Here is a 19,110-nt window from a genome sequence, read left to right as displayed (position 1 = left end):
CCCCGGCGACGTTTGACGCCCGTCAACCCGAGGTAAGCTGCCGTCCAACCTCAGACAGCCGGAGAATTAGGAGGCGACATGGCCACGGCTGGAACGGGTTTGGACGGCGCGGCAACGCGTCGGCGCCCGCCGGCCGGTGTCGCATCGTGAGCCGGCTCGACGGCGCGGGCGAAGTCGCCGACTTGCGCGCGCGGCTGGCGGCACTGATCGACGCCTGCGACATGGTGCAGGCGGGCGGGCCCGTGGCGGCGCGTTTTCGCGCCGACGGGACGCTGGGGCGCCTGAGCATCGAAGACGGCGCGCTCGAGCGGTACACCAGCCGCGCGTTGGAGCGCCTCATCGTCGAGGCCCTGCGCACCGCCCGGACGCGGGTGCACCGCCTGGTGCAGGCGCAGGCGATAGAACTGTTTACGCGCTGTGCTGAGGGTGGCGGCCCCGTCGCCGACGCTTCGGCCCCGTGGGAGCGGCTCGAAGCGTCGGCGAACCACGTCTTCGCCTGGCTGGCCGCCACCGGCAGCGACGGGCAGGCCCGGATCTACGCCGAATCCTCGCGGGACGGGGCGCTGGCGCTCGCGCTCGACGGCTCCGGCGCTGCGCAGTGGTGCCGCCTGAGGCCCCAGGCACTGGGTTGGGGGGCCACGGCACTGGCCGATCAGATCGGCTGTCTCTACACCCGGGCGCTGCTGCGGGTGCGCCACGCGGAACGTCGCCGCATCGAGAAGCGGTTCGGCCCCGAACTGGCCGCCGAGATCTTCGCCGCGGCACCCGCGGCCTACCCCGAGAAACAGGCCTTGAAGCAGTATCGCCGGCAGGGGCTCACGGGCCGCTCGCCGAGGCCCGCACCCGCGAAGCGTTCGAGGTGGTCACCCGACAGCGCGGGACCCGGTCGGCCTATTGACTTGACTCAATCGTCCGGGACATCAGGGGGGGTAGGTTCAACGGGATAGGGACCGGGAGCGGGAGGTTCAGGACCGAGATTCGGGTACGGCTCAGGTCCGAGGCCGTATTCCTGATACTCCAAGTTGTCGTCATTTTTTTCCAACCACGTAAGATTAGCTTCATACTTGTCGTCCCAAGTATTTACCGCCTGGTCCCATTGGTTTAGTTGATTATCGTAATTTTGCCACAACTGTTCATTGGGAGTCAGATTGCCGGTGTTGGGAACGCCCCCTGATAGGAGGCCATTTCCACCAAGTAAATCATTTATATCTTCGGAGGGATCGGAAATAGTTAAACCTGACATGACGCCGGTGGTCGTGAAGCCAACGTTCGGTTGCCAAGTCACCGAATCCCCACTACCGAAGACGCCCCCAATGTTTGCGGTGGCGTTGTAAAATCCGACGCCGGGGTTCGCCTGTACCGACACCCCTGCCAAGTCAAGCGGAGCGGATACAGAACCGGCGAAGGACACGCCGGTTCCGCTGTTGTACTGCACCAATGCCTGGCCACCGCCACCGACAACAGGCAGCTCCCCGCCAACACTTGCGGCATAAATGCCCTGTTGCGTGTTCGCCACCACCCCGCCCCCTGCGCCGAATACGTATCCAGTCGCGCCGTAAATACCGGCCCCAACGTTCGCGGTCACCGATTCCTTGCCGACCACGGGAAGGGATAGATTCTCGCCGTAATTACTAGTTAAAGTGTCGGCAACCAGCCCTATTCCGTAGCCGCCGGGGGTGGTCACACTTCCGGAGAAAAGGATATTTCCGGAATCATCCGCACCCGAGGTGAAGCTGTAAGTAATAATCGGTTTTCCGTTAAGATAGGGTGCAATCTGATTGCCCAATGCATACGGTTGTCCGGGAGTTAAAAGAAGGGCCGCGACGTTATTACCCAACGAAGTAATTGGGAGGCTTATAGTACCAAAAAAGGATGTCTGTAGGCCTTTATTGCCCCAAGGGTAATAATACTCGGCTGGTGGTTTCGCGGCGGCACCGCCCACAGTCGCTTGACCTGTGCCGATGCCTTTCAGCAGATTTTGCGGGAGGACGGTTGCCTCAGTACTGAGGAACTGACGCGCATCGTTCGACAATATTTGCCCGACGTTAGCTGCCTCGGCACTGAGGTACTCATGCAAGCTCGAGCGCAACGTCGCTGCGAAGTTTTCGCCGAAAGCTGCGGCCCGCGAGCTGGCGGCTTGGAATTCCTGCGCGTGCGTACCAAACAAGGCCGTGATCGCTGCTGAGACCTCGTCGGCGGCTGGGGCTGCGATCACGGCGGTTTGGGCCTCTGCCGCCGCGGTCGCGCTACGCACCGAAGAGCCGATTTCCTGCAAGTTTTCGCTCGCCGCCGACACAACCTCCGGCGTCACGCTCAGCAATGGCATAGCAGCAGCCTCCTTGGCCGACGCCCCGGCCCGAAGGCGGAGCATCGGCGAAATCGAATCGTAACAGTGGATTGCCCTACGTGGAACACCGCGTTTTCAAATATTCGCTCGGCACACTTACCCCGGTGATGAACGCAGCGGGGCTATCCGTCGCTGATTGTTTCGAGGTCGATGCCGGGCGCGTTAATGCGGTCCGAACGAACGGCCTGAGCGACTGATACCCTCCTAGCGGGTAGGACACGAACGTGTTCTACAAACCCCCTTTAACGATCCGTCCCGTGAGGCGGAGAAGGAGGTCAAGTTTCGTATGGGTGCCGCGGGTGAATCCCGGGAGCTGATGTCGGCGGCCGACGTGGGCCGCACCGTTTCGCGCATCGCGCATCAGATCATCGAGAAGACCGCCCTGGACGGGCCCGACGCGCCGCGGGTGGTACTGCTCGGAATCCCGACGCGCGGGGTGATCCTGGCCGACCGGCTGGCCACCAACATCGCGGAGTACAGCGGCGTGGAGGTGGCCCACGGGGCGCTCGACATCACCCTGTATCGCGACGATCTCATGCAGAAGCCACCGCGGCCGCTGGAGGTCACCGCGATCCCGGCCGGCGGCATCGACGACGCACTGGTGATCCTGGTCGACGACGTGCTGTATTCCGGGCGCTCGGTGCGCTCGGCCCTGGACGCGCTGCGCGACGTGGGCCGTCCGCGCGTGGTGCAGCTGGCGGTGTTGGTCGACCGCGGCCACCGCGAACTCCCGCTGCGCGCGGACTATGTGGGCAAGAACGTGCCGACCTCGCGCAGCGAAAGCGTGCACGTGCTGCTCAGCGAGCACGACGGCCGCGACGGCGTGGTGATCTCCCGATGACGCGCCACCTGCTGGCCGCCGGCGACCTGAGCCGCGACGAGGCCACCGCCATCCTCGACGACGCCGACCGGTTCGCCGAGGCGCTGGTGGGCCGGGAGGTCAAGAAGCTGCCCACGCTGCGCGGCCGCACGGTGATCACCATGTTCTACGAGAACTCCACCCGCACCCGGGTGTCGTTCGAGGTCGCCGGCAAGTGGATGAGCGCCGACGTCATCAACGTCAGCGCGGCCGGGTCGTCGGTGGGCAAGGGCGAGTCGCTGCGTGACACGGCGCTGACGCTGCGGGCCGCCGGGGCCGACACGCTGATCGTCCGGCACCCGGCGTCCGGCGCCGCGCAACTGCTCGCCGAGTGGACCTGCACCGGCGACTCGGGGCCGTCGGTGATCAACGCCGGCGACGGCACGCACGAGCACCCCACCCAGGCGCTGCTGGACGCCCTGACCATCCGGCAGCGGCTCGGCGGGATCGAGGGGCGCCGCATCGTGATCGTCGGCGACATCCTGCACAGCCGGGTCGCCCGCTCCAACGTCACGCTGCTCGACACGCTCGGCGCCGAGGTGGTGCTGGTCGCGCCGCCGACGCTGCTGCCTGTCGGGGTCGAAGGCTGGCCGGTCACCATGTCGCACGACTTCGACGCGGAGCTGCCCGCGGCCGACGCGGTGCTGATGCTGCGGGTGCAGGCCGAGCGGATGAACGGCGGCTTCTTCCCGTCGGTGCGCGAATACTCGTCGCTCTACGGGCTCTCCGGCCGCCGTCAGGCGATCCTGCCCGGCCACGCCGTGGTGCTGCACCCCGGCCCGATGCTGCGCGGCATGGAGATCTCCTCGTCGGTGGCCGATTCGTCGCAATCGGCGGTGCTGCAACAGGTTTCCAACGGTGTGCATGTGCGGATGGCCGTGCTGTTCCACGTGCTGGTCGGGGCGGAGGAGATCTCGGCGTGAGTGTATTGATCCGCGGGGTGCGGTTGTACGGCGAGGGCGATCGCGTCGACGTGCTGGTCGACAGTCCGGGCTACGAGGGACAGATCGCCGACATCGGCGCGGAGCTCGCCATCCCTGACGACGCCGACGTCATCGACGCGCGCGACCAGGTGCTGCTGCCCGGGCTGGTGGACCTGCACACCCACCTGCGCGAGCCCGGCCGCGAATACGCCGAGGACATCGAAACCGGCTCGGCCGCTGCCGCTCTGGGCGGTTACACCGCGGTGTTCGCGATGGCCAACACCAACCCGGTCGCCGACAGTCCGGTGGTGACCGACCACGTGTGGCAGCGCGGCCAGCAGGTTGGCCTCGTCGACGTGCATCCCGTCGGCGCGGTCACCGTGGGACTGGCCGGTGCCGAGCTCACCGAGATGGGCATGATGGCCGCCGGCGCCGCCGGAGTGCGGATGTTCTCCGACGACGGCGTCTGCGTCCACGACCCGCTGGTGATGCGCCGCGCGCTGGAGTACGCGACCGGGCTGGGCGTGCTGATCGCCCAGCACGCCGAGGAGCCGCGGCTGACCGCCGGCGCCGTCGCCCACGAGGGGCCCACCGCCGCCAGGCTCGGCCTGGCCGGCTGGCCTCGCGCCGCCGAGGAGTCGATCGTCGCCCGCGACGCGCTGCTGGCCCGCGACGCCGGAGCCCGCGTGCACATCTGCCACGCCTCCACCGCGGGCACCGTCGAGATCCTGAAATGGGCGAAAGCGCAAGGGATCTCGATCACGGCCGAGGTGACCCCGCACCACCTGGCGCTCGACGACGGCAGGCTGGCCAGCTATGACGGGGTGAACCGGGTCAACCCGCCGCTGCGCGAGGCCTCCGACGCCGCGGCCCTGCGGCAGGCGCTGGCCGAAGGGATCATCGATTGTGTGGCCACTGACCATGCTCCGCACGCCGAGCACGAGAAGTGCTGTGAATTCTCCGCGGCGCGCCCGGGCATGCTCGGGTTGCAGACGGCGTTGTCGGTCGTGGTGCAGGCGATGGTGCTGCCCGGGCAGCTGACCTGGCGCGACGTGGCGCGGGTGATGAGCGAGAACCCGGCACGCATCGTCGGGCTGCCGGATCACGGCCGGCCGCTGGAAGTGGGGGAGCCCGCGAACCTGACGGTGGTGGATCCGGACGCCACCTGGACGGTCGCCGGGCCGGACCTGGCGAGCCGGTCGGCCAACACGCCTTACGAGTCGATGACACTGCCGGCCACGGTGACTGCGACCCTGCTGCGCGGGAAGGTCACCGCCCGGGACGGGAAGTGCCCGGCATGAACCGCGCCGGCGACCCGACCGTGCGCCGCATGAGCGGTGCCTATGAGAAGGAGCGGCGCCCATGAACTCGGGCACGCTGGTGGGGTCGCTGATCTTCGCGGCCGTGCTGGTGGTGCTGATCGCGGTCGTCATCCAGCTGATGATGCGCAGCTGGCGGCGCCGCTCGCAGCGGCAGGAGGAGCTGATCGGCGACCTGCCCGCCGTGCCCGACCAGGTGGGCGCGGAGATCACCACGACCCGCGGCCACTATTGCGGCTCGATGTTGGCGCCGGGCTGGACCGAGCGGATCGCGGCCGGCGACCTGGGTTTCCGCAGCAAGGCGGTGCTCACCCGCTACGCCGGCGGAATCATGATCGAACGCGCACGGGCACAACCGATTTGGATTCCCAGTGAGGCGATCACGGATATCCGGATGGAGCGCGGCATGGGAGGCAGGGAGCGGGCCCGGATCGGGATTCTGGCGATTCGGTGGCGGCTGAAATCGGGGGTCGAGATCGACACCGGTTTCCGGGCCAGCCACCGCGACGACTACGCCGCCTGGCTGGAGGGCAGCCCGGCCGGCGGGAAGGAGGGTGTCGCGTGAGTCGCGCCGGCGACGATGCAGAGAGAAGCGATGAGGAGGAGCGGCGCCCATGAGTAAAGCGTTGCTGGTGCTCGAGGACGGCCGCGTCTTCACCGGGGCGCCGTTCGGCAAGGTGGGCCAGGCGCTCGGGGAGGCGGTGTTCTCCACCGCCATGTCCGGCTACCAGGAGACGCTGACCGACCCCAGCTACCACCGGCAGATCGTGGTGGCCACCGCGCCGCAGATCGGCAACACCGGGTGGAACGACGAGGACGCCGAGAGCCGGGGCGACAAGATCTGGGTCGCCGGCTACGCGGTGCGCGACCCGTCGCCGCGCGCCTCCAACTGGCGCGCGACCGGCACCCTGGAGGACGAGTTGGTCCGCCAGCAGGTGGTCGGCATCGCCGGCATCGACACCCGCGCGGTGGTGCGCCACCTGCGCAGCCGCGGCTCGATGAAGGCCGGCGTGTTCTCCGGTGCGGCGCTGGCCGACACCGCCGAACTGCTGGAGCGGGTCCGTGGCCAGGAGTCCATGCTGGGCGCCGATCTGGCCGGCGAGGTCAGCACCCCTGACACTTACATCGTCGAACCCGAAGCGCCGCAGCGCTTTACGGTCGCCGCGCTGGACCTGGGGATCAAGACCAATACGCCACGCAATTTCTCCCGTCGCGGCGTGCGCACCCACGTCCTGCCGGCGTCGGCGACCTTCGAGCAGATCGGCGAGATCAAGCCGGACGGAGTGTTCCTGTCCAACGGCCCGGGCGACCCGGCCACCGCCGACCACGTCGTCGCCGTCACCCGCGAGGTGCTCGGTGCGGGAATCCCGTTGTTCGGCATCTGTTTCGGCAACCAGATCCTGGGCCGGGCCCTGGGCCTGTCCACCTACAAGATGGTGTTCGGGCACCGCGGCATCAACATCCCGGTGATCGACCACGCCACCGGCCGGGTCGCGGTGACCGCGCAGAACCACGGCTTCGCCCTGGAGGGCGAGGCGGGCCAGTCGTTCGACACCCCGTTCGGACCGGCGATCGTCAGCCACACCTGCGCCAACGACGGCGTCGTCGAGGGCGTGAAATTGGCCGACGGCCGGGCGTTTTCGGTGCAGTACCACCCCGAGGCCGCCGCGGGCCCGCACGACGCGGAGTACCTGTTCGACCAATTCATCGACCTGATGGCCGCCCAACACGGCGAAGGGGAACGCTAGTGCCGCGTCGCAGTGACCTCAACCACGTGCTGGTGATCGGGTCCGGACCGATCGTGATCGGCCAGGCCTGCGAGTTCGACTACTCGGGCACCCAGGCGTGCCGGGTGTTGCGCGCCGAGGGCCTGCAGGTCAGCCTGGTCAACTCCAACCCGGCCACCATCATGACCGACCCGGAGTACGCCGACCACACCTACGTCGAGCCGATCACCGCCGCGTTCGTCGAGAAGGTGATCGCCCAGCAGGCCGAGCGCGGCAATAGGATCGACGCGCTGCTGGCCACCCTGGGCGGACAGACCGCGCTGAACACCGCGGTCGCGCTGTACGAGAACGGCGCGCTGGAGCGCCACGGCGTCGAGCTCATCGGCGCCGACTTCGACGCCATCCAGCGCGGCGAGGATCGGCAGATGTTCAAGGACATAGTCGCCAAGGTCGGCGGCGAATCCGCCCGCAGCCGAGTGTGTTTCACCATGGACGAGGTCCGCGAGACGGTCGCCGACCTCGGCCTGCCGGTCGTCGTGCGGCCCAGCTTCACGATGGGCGGGCTGGGCTCGGGCATGGCCCGCAGCTTCGAGGAGGTCGACCGGATGGCCGGCGCCGGGCTGGCCGCCTCCCCCAGCGCCAACGTGCTCATCGAGGAATCCATCTACGGCTGGAAGGAATTCGAGCTCGAGCTCATGCGCGACGGCCACGACAACGTCGTGGTGGTGTGCTCGATCGAGAACGTCGACCCGATGGGCGTGCACACCGGCGACTCGGTCACCGTCGCGCCCGCCATGACGCTGACCGACCGCGAATACCAGCGGATGCGCGACCTGGGCATCGCGATCCTGCGCGAGGTGGGCGTGGACACGGGCGGCTGCAACATCCAGTTCGCGGTCAACCCGACCGACGGGCGGCTGATCGTCATCGAGATGAACCCGCGGGTATCCCGGTCCAGCGCGCTGGCGTCCAAGGCCACCGGCTTCCCGATCGCCAAGATCGCCGCGAAGCTGGCCATCGGGTACACCCTCGACGAGATCGTCAACGACATCACCAAGGAGACCCCCGCCTGCTTCGAGCCGACCCTGGACTACGTCGTGGTCAAGGCGCCACGGTTCGCGTTCGAGAAATTCCCCGGCGCCGATCCCACGCTGACCACCACGATGAAGTCCGTCGGCGAGGCGATGTCGCTGGGCCGCAACTTCATCGAGGCGCTCGGCAAGGTGATGCGGTCGCTGGAGACCACCCGCGCCGGCTTCTGGACCAAGCCCGACGCCCCGGGCGGCGTCGACGAGGTGCTCGAGCGGCTGCGGACCCCGACCGAGGGACGGCTCTACGACATCGAACTGGCGCTGCGGCTCGGCGCCCCGGTGGAGCGGGTCGCCGAGGCCTCCGGCGTCGATCCCTGGTTCGTCGCGCAGATCGGCGAGCTGGTCGCGCTGCGCGCCGAGCTCGTCGCCGCCCCGGTGCTCGACTCGGAGCTGCTGCGGCGCGGCAAGCACAGCGGGCTGTCGGATCGCCAGATCGCCGCGCTGCGGCCGGAACTGGCCGGCGAGGACGGCGTGCGCTCGCTGCGCGAGCGCCTGGGCATCCACCCGGTGTACAAGACGGTGGACACCTGCGCGGCGGAGTTCGAGGCCAAGACGCCGTATCACTACAGCAGCTACGAGCTCGACCCCGCCGCCGAGACCGAGGTCGCCCCGCAGGCCGAGCGGCCCAAGGTGCTGATCCTCGGGTCCGGACCCAACCGGATCGGGCAGGGCATCGAATTCGACTACAGCTGCGTGCACGCGGCAACCACGTTGTCCCAGGCGGGTTTCGAGACCGTGATGGTCAACTGCAACCCCGAGACGGTGTCCACCGACTACGACACCGCCGACCGGCTGTACTTCGAGCCGCTGACGTTCGAGGATGTCCTCGAGGTGTTCCGCGCCGAGACGCAGTCGGGCGCGGGCGGTCCGGGGGTGGTGGGCGTCATCGTGCAGCTCGGCGGGCAGACCCCGCTCGGCCTGGCGCAGCGGCTCGCCGACGCGGGTGTCCCGATCGTGGGCACCCCGCCGGAGGCGATCGACCTGGCCGAGGACCGCGGCGCCTTCGGCGACGTGCTCGGCGCGGCGGGTCTGCCCGCGCCGAAGTACGGCACGGCAACCACCTTCGCCCAGGCCAGAAAGATCGCCGAGGAGATCGGCTACCCGGTGCTGGTGCGCCCGTCGTACGTGCTGGGCGGGCGCGGCATGGAGATCGTCTACGACGAGGAGACGCTGCGCGGCTACATCACCCGCGCCACCGAGCTGTCCCCGGAGCACCCGGTGCTCGTCGACCGCTTCCTGGAGGACGCGGTGGAGATCGACGTCGACGCCCTGTGCGACGGCTCGGAGGTCTACATCGGCGGCGTGATGGAGCACATCGAGGAGGCCGGCATCCACTCCGGCGACTCGGCCTGCGCGCTGCCGCCGGTGACGCTGGGCCGCAGCGACATCGAGAAGGTGCGCCGCGCCACGGAGGCCATCGCGCGGGGTATCGGCGTCGTCGGACTGCTCAACGTGCAGTACGCGCTGAAGGACGACGTGCTCTACGTCCTGGAGGCGAACCCGAGAGCGAGCCGTACCGTTCCTTTCGTATCCAAGGCCACCGCCGTCCCGCTCGCCAAGGCGTGCGCCCGAATCATGTTGGGCGCCAGCATCGCCCAGCTCCGCGAGGAGGGCATGCTGGCGGCGTCCGGCGACGGCGCGCACGCGCCGCCGCAGGCCCCGATCGCCGTCAAGGAGGCGGTGTTGCCCTTCCACCGCTTCCGCGGCGCCGACGGGGATGCCATCGATTCGCTGCTGGGGCCGGAGATGAAGTCCACCGGCGAGGTGATGGGCATCGACCGCGACTTCGGCAGCGCGTTCGCCAAGAGCCAGACCGCCGCCTACGGGTCGCTGCCGGTGCAGGGCACCATCTTCGTGTCGGTCGCCAACCGGGACAAGCGGTCCCTGGTGTTCCCGGTCAAGCGCCTGGCGGACCTGGGATTCCGGGTGCTGGCCACCGAGGGCACCGCGGAGATGTTGCGGCGCAACGGGATTCCGTGTGACGAGGTGCGCAAGCACTTCGAGCCGCCGCAGCAGGGCCGGCCCGCGGTGTCCGCCGTCGACGCGATCAGGGCGGGCGACGTGGACATGGTGATCAACACGCCCTACGGCAACTCCGGGCCGCGCATCGACGGCTACGAGATCCGGTCGGTCGCGGTCTCGGCGAACATCCCCTGCGTGACGACCGTGCAGGGCGCCTCGGCCGCCATTCAGGGCATCGAGGCGGCGATCCGCGGCGACATCGGGGTGCGCAGCCTGCAGGAGCTGCACAGCCTGATCGGCCAGCATGGCAAGGGCCGGTGACCGGGTTCGGCGACCGGCTGACCGCCGCCAAGCGCAGCCGCGGGCCGCTGTGCCTGGGTATCGACCCGCATCCGCAGCTGTTGCAGGCCTGGGGCCTGCCCACCACCGCCGACGGCCTGGCCGCCTTCTGTGACATCTGCGTGGAGGCGTTCGCGGGCTTCGCGGTCGTCAAACCGCAGGTGGCCTTCTTCGAGGCCTACGGCGCCGCCGGGTTCGCGGTGCTGGAGCGCACCATCGCCGCGCTGCGCGCCGCGGGGGTGTTGGTGCTGGCCGACGCCAAGCGCGGTGACATCGGAACCACGATGGCCGCCTACGCCGCGGCCTGGGCCGGCGACTCGCCCCTGGCCGCCGATGCGGTGACCGCCTCGCCGTACCTGGGCTTCGGCGCGCTGCGGCCGCTGCTCGAGGCCGCGGCGGCGCACAACACCGGGGTGTTCGTCCTGGCGGCCACCTCCAACCCCGAGGGCGCGACCGTGCAGCGGGCCGCGTTCGACGGGCGCACGGTGGCCCAGATGGTCGTCGACCAGGCGGCCCAGCTGAACCGGTCGGCCACCCCCGCCGGGGCCGGCTACGTCGGTGTGGTGGTCGGGGCGACGGTCTTCGAGCCGCCGGACGTCAGCGCGCTGGGCGGGCCGGTCCTTGTCGACCGGGCCCCGGGCGCCGTGCGTGCGGCCGCGGTGGCAAAAGCGCTGGTCAGAGCTGAGATCGGCGTTCGGGTGAGCATCCCGGCTCGGGCGAGACGACGGGGCCGGTGCACCCCCGCTGTGACCGCCGTCGCGGGCGCCGGGTGAGGCCCACGCTGGGCATTTGTTCGCCTTTACCAGGGGGGCGGGTTAGATTTCGTTCCGAAGCGTGGGTACGGTCGTCTGCGCTGGCAGAAGTACCAGGCAGAGACAACAGCGATCGATTCGGTTTGATCAGAGACGGAGGAATAGTGGCCCTTCCCCAGTTGACCGACGAGCAGCGCGCGGCCGCCTTGGAGAAGGCGGCAGCCGCACGTCGTGCACGAGCAGAGCTCAAGGACCGGCTGAAGCGTGGCGGCACCAACCTCACGCAGGTGCTCAAGGACGCCGAGACGGACGAAGTCCTGGGCAAGATGAAGGTGTCTGCCCTGCTGGAGGCCCTGCCCAAGGTGGGCAAGGTCAAGGCGCAGGAAATCATGACCGAGCTGGAAATCGCGCCGACCCGCCGCCTGCGCGGCCTCGGCGACCGGCAGCGCAAGGCCCTGCTGGAAAAGTTCGGCTCCTAACGCCCGACGACGATGCAGGCCGTCAGGCCTGAGGAGGAGTCGGGCAATCGGCACTCGCCGACGACGATGCAGGCCGTCAGGCCTGAGGAGGAGTCGGGCAATCGGCACCCGCCGACGACGATGCAGGCCGGAAGGCCTGTGGGGGCGCCGACCAGGGAGCGCCGGTGACCGCCGGCGGGGGACCGGACCTCGGGCATGCGACACGGCACGAGCCAACCGGCAAGGGGCGCGTCGTCGTGCTGTCCGGTCCCTCGGCCGTCGGCAAGTCCACCGTGGTCCGGTGCCTGCGCGAGCGGATCCCCGACCTGCACTTCAGCGTCTCGGCCACCACACGGGCGCCGCGCCCGGGCGAGGTCGACGGCGTCGACTACCACTTCGTCACCCCGGCCCGCTTCCAGGAGCTGATCGACCAGGGCGCCCTGCTGGAGTGGGCCGATATCCACGGCGGGCTGCACCGATCGGGGACCCTGGCCGAGCCGGTGCGGGCCGCCACCGCCGCCGGACGTCCGGTGCTCATCGAGGTCGACCTCGCCGGGGCCAGGGCCGTCAAGAAGGCGATGCCCGAGGCGATCACCGTGTTCCTGGCGCCGCCCAGCTGGGAGGACCTCGAGGCCAGGCTCGTCGGCCGGGGCACCGAGACACCCGAGGTGATCCGGCGCCGCCTGGACACCGCGCGCGTGGAAATGGCGGCCCAGGGCGACTTCGACGAGGTGGTGGTCAACAGTCGATTGGAGTCTGCGTGTGCCGAATTGGTATCCTTGCTGGTAACTGCGCCGGGCCCGGCATGACCGTCTGGCCAGACCAGGAGCCAAAATCACATCGAGCATCGAGTGTCTAGCGGTTCCTGGCCGTTTCAGGGCTTCTAACCGCCTCTCACCGCTGAGGAGATTGACCTACGTGACTACTTCGCCGTCCGACGCGCCGCTGGCCGCCGTTTCCGACCAATTCGACCCGGCGGCGGGTGGATTGGGCGCCTACGACACCCCGCTGGGCATCACCAACCCCCCAATCGACGAGTTGCTGGACCGCGTTTCGAGCAAGTACGCGCTGGTGATCTACGCGGCCAAGCGGGCCCGCCAGATCAACGACTACTACAACCAGCTCGGCGAGGGCATCCTCGAGTACGTCGGCCCGCTGGTCGAGCCCGGGCTGCAGGAGAAGCCGCTGTCGATCGCGCTGCGCGAGATCCACGCCGACCTGCTCGAGCACACCGAGGGCGAGTAACAGGCCAGGGCCGGGCGCTGTGGACCGTAAGCCGATCGCCAAACAGGTCATCGTCGGCGTTTCCGGGGGCATCGCCGCCTACAAGGCGTGCACCGTCGTCCGTCAGCTCGCCGAGGCCGGCCACCAGGTCCGCGTCATCCCCACCGACTCCGCGCTGCGCTTCGTCGGCGCCGCCACCTTCGAGGCGCTCTCCGGCCAGCCGGTGCACACCGGCGTCTTCTCCGACGTCCCCGAGGTGCCGCACGTCCGGCTCGGCCAGCAGGCCGATCTGGTCGTGGTGGCGCCGGCCACCGCGGACTTGCTGGCCCGCGCCGTCGCCGGCCGGGCCGACGACCTGCTGACCGCCACGTTGCTCACGGCCCGCTGCCCGGTGCTGTTCGCGCCGGCGATGCACACCGAGATGTGGCTGCATCCGGCCACGGTCGACAACGTCGCCACCCTGCGCCGCCGCGGAGCGGTGGTGCTCGAACCCGCGTCCGGGCGGCTCACCGGCGCCGACAGCGGGGCGGGCCGGCTGCCGGAGGCCGAGGAGATCACCACGCTGGCCCACCTGCTGCTGGAGCGGCACGACGCGCTGCCCTACGACCTGGCCGGCTGCAAGGTGCTGGTGACCGCCGGCGGCACCCGCGAACCGATCGACCCGGTGCGGTTCATCGGCAACCGCAGCTCGGGCAAGCAGGGCTATGCCGTGGCCCGGGTCGCCGCCCAGCGCGGCGCCGAGGTCACGCTGATCGCCGGGCACACCGCCGGGCTGATCGACCCCGCCGGCGTCGAGGTGATTCAGGTCAGCTCGGCCGAGCAACTCGGCGACGCGGTGTCCAAGCACGCTCCCGCGGCCGACGTGCTGGTGATGGCGGCCGCGGTCGCCGACTTCCGCCCCGCCCAGGTTTCGGCGGCCAAGATCAAAAAGGGCGCCGACGACGCGGCCGCGGCGCCGTCGATCGACCTGGTGCGCAACGACGACGTGCTGGCCGGCGTGGTGCGGGCGCGCAGCCACGGCGAACTCCCGAACATGCGGGCCATCGTGGGTTTCGCCGCCGAGACCGGCGACGCCAGCGGCGACGTGCTGTTTCACGCCCGCGCGAAGCTGCGGCGAAAGGGCTGCGATCTGCTGGTCGTCAACGCGGTCGGCGACGGCCGGGCGTTCGAGGTGGACAACAACGACGGCTGGCTGCTGGCCTCCGACGGCACGGAGTCGGCCCTGCAGCACGGCTCCAAGACGCTGATGGCCAGTCGTATCGTTGATGCGATCGTCGCGTTCCTGCACGGCGACGGCTAAGAAGGTTCGGTTTTCCTGTGGTGACCGGTCAGGCGCTGATGGGCCTGCCGCCAACCGATATAATTCGGCTACCTAACTATTCGGAAGGATCAAAACAGTGAGCGAAAACGGTCGGCTGTTTACCAGTGAGTCGGTGACCGAGGGGCATCCCGACAAGATCTGTGACGCGATCAGCGACTCGGTGCTCGACTCGCTGCTGGCGGAAGACCCGCGCTCGCGCGTCGCGGTCGAGACGCTGGTGACCACCGGCCAGGTGCACGTCGTCGGCGAGGTCACCACCACGGCGAAGGCGGCGTTCGCCGACATCACCAACACCGTGCGCGCGCGGATCCTCGACATCGGCTACGACTCCTCGGAGAAGGGTTTCGACGGCGCGTCGTGCGGGGTGAACATCGGCATCGGCGCCCAGTCGCCCGACATCGCCCAGGGCGTCGACACGGCCTTCGAGGCCCGCGTGGAGGGCACCGGCGACCCCCTGGACGCCCAGGGCGCCGGGGACCAGGGCCTGATGTTCGGCTACGCGATCAACGACACCCCCGAACTGATGCCCCTGCCCATCGCGCTGGCCCACCGACTGTCGCGGCGGCTGACCGAGGTCCGCAAGAACGGCGTGCTGCCCTACCTGCGCCCCGACGGCAAGACCCAGGTCACCATCGCCTACGAGGACAACGTCCCCGTCGCGCTGGACACCGTGGTCATCTCCACCCAGCACGCCGCCGACGTCGACCTGGCGAACACCCTGACCCCCGACCTGCGGGAGAAGGTCCTCAACACCGTCCTCGACGACCTGGCGCACGACACGCTGGACACGTCGTCGACGCGGTTGCTGATCAACCCGACCGGCAAGTTCGTGCTCGGCGGCCCCATGGGCGACGCGGGCCTGACCGGCCGCAAGATCATCGTCGACACCTACGGCGGCTGGGCCCGCCACGGCGGCGGCGCCTTCTCCGGAAAGGACCCGTCCAAGGTGGACCGTTCGGCGGCCTACGCGATGCGCTGGGTGGCCAAGAACATCGTCGCCGCGGGCCTCGCGGAGCGCGTGGAGGTCCAGGTGGCGTACGCGATCGGCAAGGCCGCGCCCGTCGGCCTGTTCGTGGAGACCTTCGGCACCGCGACCGTCGACCCGGTCAAGATCGAGAAGATCGTTCCCGAGGTGTTCGACCTGCGGCCGGGCGCCATCATCCGGGACCTGGACCTGCTGCGCCCGATCTACGCGCAGACCGCCGCCTACGGGCACTTCGGGCGCACCGACGTCGACCTGCCGTGGGAGCGCCTCGACAAGGTCGACGAGCTCAGGCGCGCCGTCTAGGGGAGCGGGTGATCGGCCTCCAGGCCGGGCAGCCCGTCGATGCTGCGAAGGTTGCGTCCGATGAGGCCGGCGAACTTCTCGTCGGACGCCTGCGCGTGGTGTGCGTCGAGCACGGGGCGTTCGTCGACGAGCTCGTAGTAGGGAACCGCGAACCCGCAGGCGTCCGCGATGCGTTCGACGTCGATGACGATGACGGCGCGGGCCCCGGCGTGCTTGTCCTCGAAATGCGCTAGCAATTCCCGGAATTCGGCGTCGTCGGGACGGACGACCCGCCCGGTGCCGAACAGCCGCAGGATCCGCGAGTTGCGGGTGAACGAGCAGAACATGACGGTGATGCGGCCGTTGTCGCGCAGGTGCGCGATGGTTTCCACGCCGCTGCCGAACAGGTCGAGGTAGGCCACGGTGTGATCGTCGAGCACCGCGAACGTGTCGCGATAGCCCTTGGGGGAGAGGTTGATTCGGCCTCCCTGCGACGGGGCGGTGGCAACGAAGTAGACCGCCTGCTCGCCGATGAAGGCGCGTAGCGTCTCATCGATGCGGGGAAAGACCTTGGCCACGCGTCAAGCGTAGCGCTGCGCGGTGAACCGGTAGTCGTCGAGATCGAATCGCCTACTGCGCCAGTACGCCTGGACGGTGGTCGCGGGCCGCAGCGGCACGTCGCCGTTCTTGTCGAAGTAGTAGCTGTTGGCCAGCCGGCAGCTGTCCTGCCAGAAGATCTGCCGGTGCCGCTTGCGCATCATCTCGGCGAAGTAGCGGTCGTTGGCCTCCCGGGTCACCTCGATGCGGCTCGCGCCCCGGTGCCGGGCCCGCTCGAGGCACCGCACGATGTGTCGGGTCTGGGTTTCGATGAGCGCGAAGTACGACGAGCCGACGTAGCCGTACGGCCCGAACACCGTGAAGAAATTGGGGAAACCCGGAACCGACACGCCCTCATAGGCCTGCAGCCGGTGCTCGTCCCAGAACCGGCTCAGCGACACTCCTCCGCTTCCGGTCACCGCGAAGGTGGGCACGTTGTCGGTGTCCATCACCTTGAAGCCGGTCGCCAGGATCAGCACGTCGACGTCGTACGTCTCGCCGTCGGTGGTGGCCACCGCGCCCGGCGTGATCTTGTCGATCGGCTCGGTGACCAGCGCCACGTTGTCGCGGTTGAAGGTGGCCAGGTAGTCGTTGTGGAAGCCGGGCCGCTTGCACCCGACGGCGTATCGCGGGGTGAGCTTTTCGCGCACCGCCGGGTCGTGGACCTGCTTGCGCAGATACGCCAGGCCGGCCGACTCCATCCTGCGGGCGAGCGGGAAGACCGTGAAGTAGTGCGCCGAGATGGGGAACGTCAGCTCGACGAACGCCTGGCTGAGCGCCCGCTGTACGGCCTTGCCGCCGGGAATGCGCATCGCCCAGCGCGCCGGCGCCGGCAGGGGGAGGTCGAACTTCGGGAAACACCAGATCGGGGTGCGCTGAAAGACGGTGAGCCGCTCGACAATCGGGGCGATCTCGGGGATGACCTGAACGGCCGAGGCGCCGGTGCCGATGACGGCGACGCGTTTGCCGGTCAGGTCCCGGGTGTGGTCCCACCGCGCGGTGTGCATGGTGACACCGGCGAAGGAATCCACGCCGTCGATGTCGGGCAGCTTGGGCACGGTGAGCACACCGCTCGCGCTGATCAGGAACCGGGCGGTCACCTCGCCGCCGGGGTCGGTTCGCACCCGCCACACGGCGTGCTCGTCGTCGAATTCGGCGGTGATCACCTTGGTGTTGAACCGGATTCGTGACCGCAGGCCGTACTTGTCGACGCAATGCTCGGCGTAGGCCTTCAGTTCGCGGCCCGGCGCGTAGGTCCGCGACCAGTTGGGGCTCTGCTCGAAGGAGAACTGGTAGGAGAACGACGGGATGTCCACGGCGATACCGGGATAGGTGTTCCAGTGCCACGTCCCGCCGACCCCGTCGCCGGCCTCGACCACCAGGTAGTCCGGCAGCCCCGCCCGGTCGAGCCTGATCGCGGCCCCGATGCCGGAGAATCCGGCACCGACGATCAGCGTGTGGTAGTCGGGGGCGGTGCTCATGGCGGCCTACCCGTGCAGAGCCTTGCGCAGCGCCGCCAGCCCGCGGTCGGTGGCCTCGGCGGCGGCGGGGATCACCAGCGCGAAGCTGACGTAGCCGTGCACCAGCGCGGGCTCGTTGCAGAGCTCGACCGGCACCCCCGCGGCGTCGAGCAACTCGGCGTAGCGGGCCCCGTCGTCGCGCAGCGGATCGTGCTGGGCGGTGCCGATGAAGGCCGGCGGCAGGTTCGAATGGTCGGCGGCATTGGCCGGCGCGAGGGTGGCGGGCAACGCCGCGGGGTCGGTGATGTCGACGTCGGGCAGGTACCAGGCCAGGAACGCGTCGATGACGTCGCGGTCCAGGATCGGCGCGTTGGCATTCTCGATGAAGGACGGCAGCGACAGGTCGGCGGTGACGACCGGGTACCACAGCAGCTGGAAGCTCAGGTCCGGTCCGGCGTTATCCCGGGCCAGGTGCGCCATCACCGCGGCCAGGTTGCCGCCGGCGGAGTCGCCCGCGACGGCGATGCGGGCCGGGTCGCCGCCGAGTTCGGCAGCGTTGGCGGCCACCCACTGCAGCGCGGCCCAGCAGTCGTGGACCGCGGCCGGGAACGGGTGCTCGGGGGCCAGCCGGTAGTCGACGGACACCACGATGGCGTCGGCGCCGACGGCGTGCGAGCGGGCGACGGGGTCGTGGGTATCCAGGTCGCCCAGCGCGAACCCGCCGCCGTGGTAGAAGACCACCACCGGCCTGGGCTCGTCGGCGGCGGGTGGCCAGTAGATGCGCACCGGGATGTCGGTGAGCTCGCCGTGGCTGATCGTGCGGTTCTCGATCCGCAGCGGGGGAAGCATCTCCTCGGGCGCCTTGAGCAGTTTCAGCCTCGTGCGGGCGACCTCGACGCCGTCGGCGGCGGTGAAGGTCATCGGGAAGGCGTCGAGGAGCGATTTGAATACCGGGTCGATGCCCGGCCCGGCTGGGGTCTGCGGGGACTGCTCCGTCATGGGACTCACCGTACGCGCCGGCGTCAGCCGTGCAGCGCGGCCCGCAGGGCGGCCAGCCCGCGCTCGGCCGCGGCGGTGGCCGCGGGCACCACGCCGGCGTACCCGAGGTAGCCGTGGACCAGCGCCTCGGCATTGTGCACCTCGACCGGAACCCCGGCCGCGGCAAGCAGTTCGCCATAGCGGATGCCGTCGTCGCGCAGGGGATCGTGGCCGGCGACGGCGATGTAGGCGGGGGGCAGGCCGCCCAGGTTCGGCGCCCGGCCGGGCGCCATCCCGGGCGGCGGGTTGGACATGTCGACTTCGCCTGCGTACCAACGGGAGAACGCGGCGACGGCCCTGGCATCCAGGATCGGCGCGGTGGCGTTCTCGGTGAACGAAGGCAGCGTCGGGTCCCACTGCGTGGAGGGATACCACAACAGCTGGAACGCGACGGGCGGGCCGGCGTGGTCGCGGGCCCGCTGGGCC

18 protein-coding genes are annotated in these 19,110 nt (G+C 69.5%); 13 read left to right on the top strand and 5 right to left on the bottom strand.

The features are described from left to right. Positions 1 to 146 precede the first annotated feature (146 nt). Positions 147 to 947, top strand: a complete 801-nt coding sequence (locus BN971_RS17615) for a hypothetical protein (protein WP_085179909.1) — start codon at positions 147 to 149, stop codon at positions 945 to 947. Here the strand turns inward: BN971_RS17615 and BN971_RS17610 are convergent. Beyond that, positions 905 to 2,326 (bottom strand): PE family protein, encoded by a 1,422-nt coding sequence (locus tag BN971_RS17610; RefSeq protein WP_169718565.1) that lies wholly within the window; start codon positions 2,324 to 2,326, stop codon positions 905 to 907. The genes BN971_RS17615 and BN971_RS17610 overlap by 43 nt on opposite strands. A 307-nt stretch (positions 2,327 to 2,633) precedes the next feature. Here BN971_RS17610 and pyrR point away from each other — a divergent pair, with 307 nt between their 5' ends. The 12 genes from pyrR to metK all read left to right on the top strand — a co-directional run bounded on the left by pyrR (position 2,634) and on the right by metK (position 15,610). Beyond that, complete coding sequence (pyrR, locus tag BN971_RS17605) at positions 2,634 to 3,188, top strand: bifunctional pyr operon transcriptional regulator/uracil phosphoribosyltransferase PyrR (protein ID WP_085179911.1); 555 nt, start codon at positions 2,634 to 2,636, stop codon at positions 3,186 to 3,188. Next, positions 3,185 to 4,129 (top strand): aspartate carbamoyltransferase catalytic subunit, encoded by a 945-nt coding sequence (locus BN971_RS17600; RefSeq protein ID WP_085179912.1) that lies wholly within the window; start codon positions 3,185 to 3,187, stop codon positions 4,127 to 4,129. The genes pyrR and BN971_RS17600 overlap by 4 nt, the downstream gene beginning before the upstream one ends. Beyond that, positions 4,126 to 5,430, top strand: a complete 1,305-nt coding sequence (locus tag BN971_RS17595) for a dihydroorotase (protein ID WP_085179913.1) — start codon at positions 4,126 to 4,128, stop codon at positions 5,428 to 5,430. The genes BN971_RS17600 and BN971_RS17595 overlap by 4 nt, the downstream gene beginning before the upstream one ends. A 61-nt stretch (positions 5,431 to 5,491) precedes the next feature. Beyond that, positions 5,492 to 6,013, top strand: coding sequence for a PH-like domain-containing protein (locus tag BN971_RS17590; protein WP_085179914.1), 522 nt, complete (start codon positions 5,492 to 5,494; stop codon positions 6,011 to 6,013). Positions 6,014 to 6,062: 49 nt separating this feature from the next. Beyond that, positions 6,063 to 7,196, top strand: a complete 1,134-nt coding sequence (gene carA / locus BN971_RS17585) for a glutamine-hydrolyzing carbamoyl-phosphate synthase small subunit (RefSeq protein WP_085179915.1) — start codon at positions 6,063 to 6,065, stop codon at positions 7,194 to 7,196. Further along, the gene (gene carB / locus BN971_RS17580) at positions 7,196 to 10,549 is read left to right on the top strand and encodes a carbamoyl-phosphate synthase large subunit (RefSeq protein ID WP_085179916.1); all 3,354 of its coding nucleotides are present in this window, start codon (positions 7,196 to 7,198) and stop codon (positions 10,547 to 10,549) included. Before carA ends, carB begins: the two co-directional genes overlap by 1 nt. After that, positions 10,546 to 11,340: an orotidine-5'-phosphate decarboxylase gene (gene pyrF / locus BN971_RS17575; RefSeq protein WP_090350398.1), complete on the top strand. Its 795-nt coding sequence runs from the start codon at positions 10,546 to 10,548 to the stop codon at positions 11,338 to 11,340. Before carB ends, pyrF begins: the two co-directional genes overlap by 4 nt. A gap of 143 nt (positions 11,341 to 11,483) precedes the next feature. Beyond that, the gene (mihF, locus tag BN971_RS17570) at positions 11,484 to 11,798 is read left to right on the top strand and encodes an integration host factor, actinobacterial type (protein ID WP_007171927.1); all 315 of its coding nucleotides are present in this window, start codon (positions 11,484 to 11,486) and stop codon (positions 11,796 to 11,798) included. 164 nt (positions 11,799 to 11,962) lie between these two features. Next, positions 11,963 to 12,586, top strand: a complete 624-nt coding sequence (gmk, locus tag BN971_RS17565) for a guanylate kinase (RefSeq protein ID WP_085179918.1) — start codon at positions 11,963 to 11,965, stop codon at positions 12,584 to 12,586. A 109-nt stretch (positions 12,587 to 12,695) separates the two neighbouring features. Beyond that, positions 12,696 to 13,022, top strand: a complete 327-nt coding sequence (gene rpoZ / locus BN971_RS17560; RefSeq protein ID WP_085179919.1) for a DNA-directed RNA polymerase subunit omega — start codon at positions 12,696 to 12,698, stop codon at positions 13,020 to 13,022. Between the two features lie 19 nt (positions 13,023 to 13,041). Next, a complete protein-coding gene (coaBC, locus tag BN971_RS17555) occupies positions 13,042 to 14,301 on the top strand; it encodes a bifunctional phosphopantothenoylcysteine decarboxylase/phosphopantothenate--cysteine ligase CoaBC (protein ID WP_085179920.1) in 1,260 nt (419 codons plus the stop codon). A gap of 97 nt (positions 14,302 to 14,398) precedes the next feature. Next, complete coding sequence (gene metK, locus BN971_RS17550; protein WP_085179921.1) at positions 14,399 to 15,610, top strand: methionine adenosyltransferase; 1,212 nt, start codon at positions 14,399 to 14,401, stop codon at positions 15,608 to 15,610. Here metK and BN971_RS17545 read toward each other — a convergent pair. From BN971_RS17545 to BN971_RS17530, 4 genes are all read right to left on the bottom strand, one after another. Beyond that, entirely contained in the window at positions 15,607 to 16,167 is a 561-nt protein-coding gene (locus BN971_RS17545) for a pyridoxamine 5'-phosphate oxidase family protein (protein WP_085179922.1), read from the bottom strand. The genes metK and BN971_RS17545 overlap by 4 nt on opposite strands. 3 nt (positions 16,168 to 16,170) lie before the next feature. Beyond that, a complete protein-coding gene (locus BN971_RS17540) occupies positions 16,171 to 17,667 on the bottom strand; it encodes a flavin-containing monooxygenase (protein WP_085179923.1) in 1,497 nt (498 codons plus the stop codon). Between the two features lie 6 nt (positions 17,668 to 17,673). Beyond that, the gene (locus tag BN971_RS17535; protein WP_085179924.1) at positions 17,674 to 18,645 is read right to left on the bottom strand and encodes an alpha/beta hydrolase; all 972 of its coding nucleotides are present in this window, start codon (positions 18,643 to 18,645) and stop codon (positions 17,674 to 17,676) included. Positions 18,646 to 18,668: 23 nt separating this feature from the next. After that, positions 18,669 to 19,110 (bottom strand): alpha/beta hydrolase fold domain-containing protein (locus BN971_RS17530; protein WP_139027149.1); only part of this gene is annotated, 442 nt, incomplete at its 5' end.

Source organism: Mycobacterium bohemicum DSM 44277, assembly GCF_001053185.1.
GTDB classification, from domain to species: Bacteria; Actinomycetota; Actinomycetes; order Mycobacteriales; family Mycobacteriaceae; genus Mycobacterium; species Mycobacterium bohemicum.
Note: the sequence above shows the minus strand (reverse complement) of the source record. Positions and strands in the feature narration are given on the sequence as shown.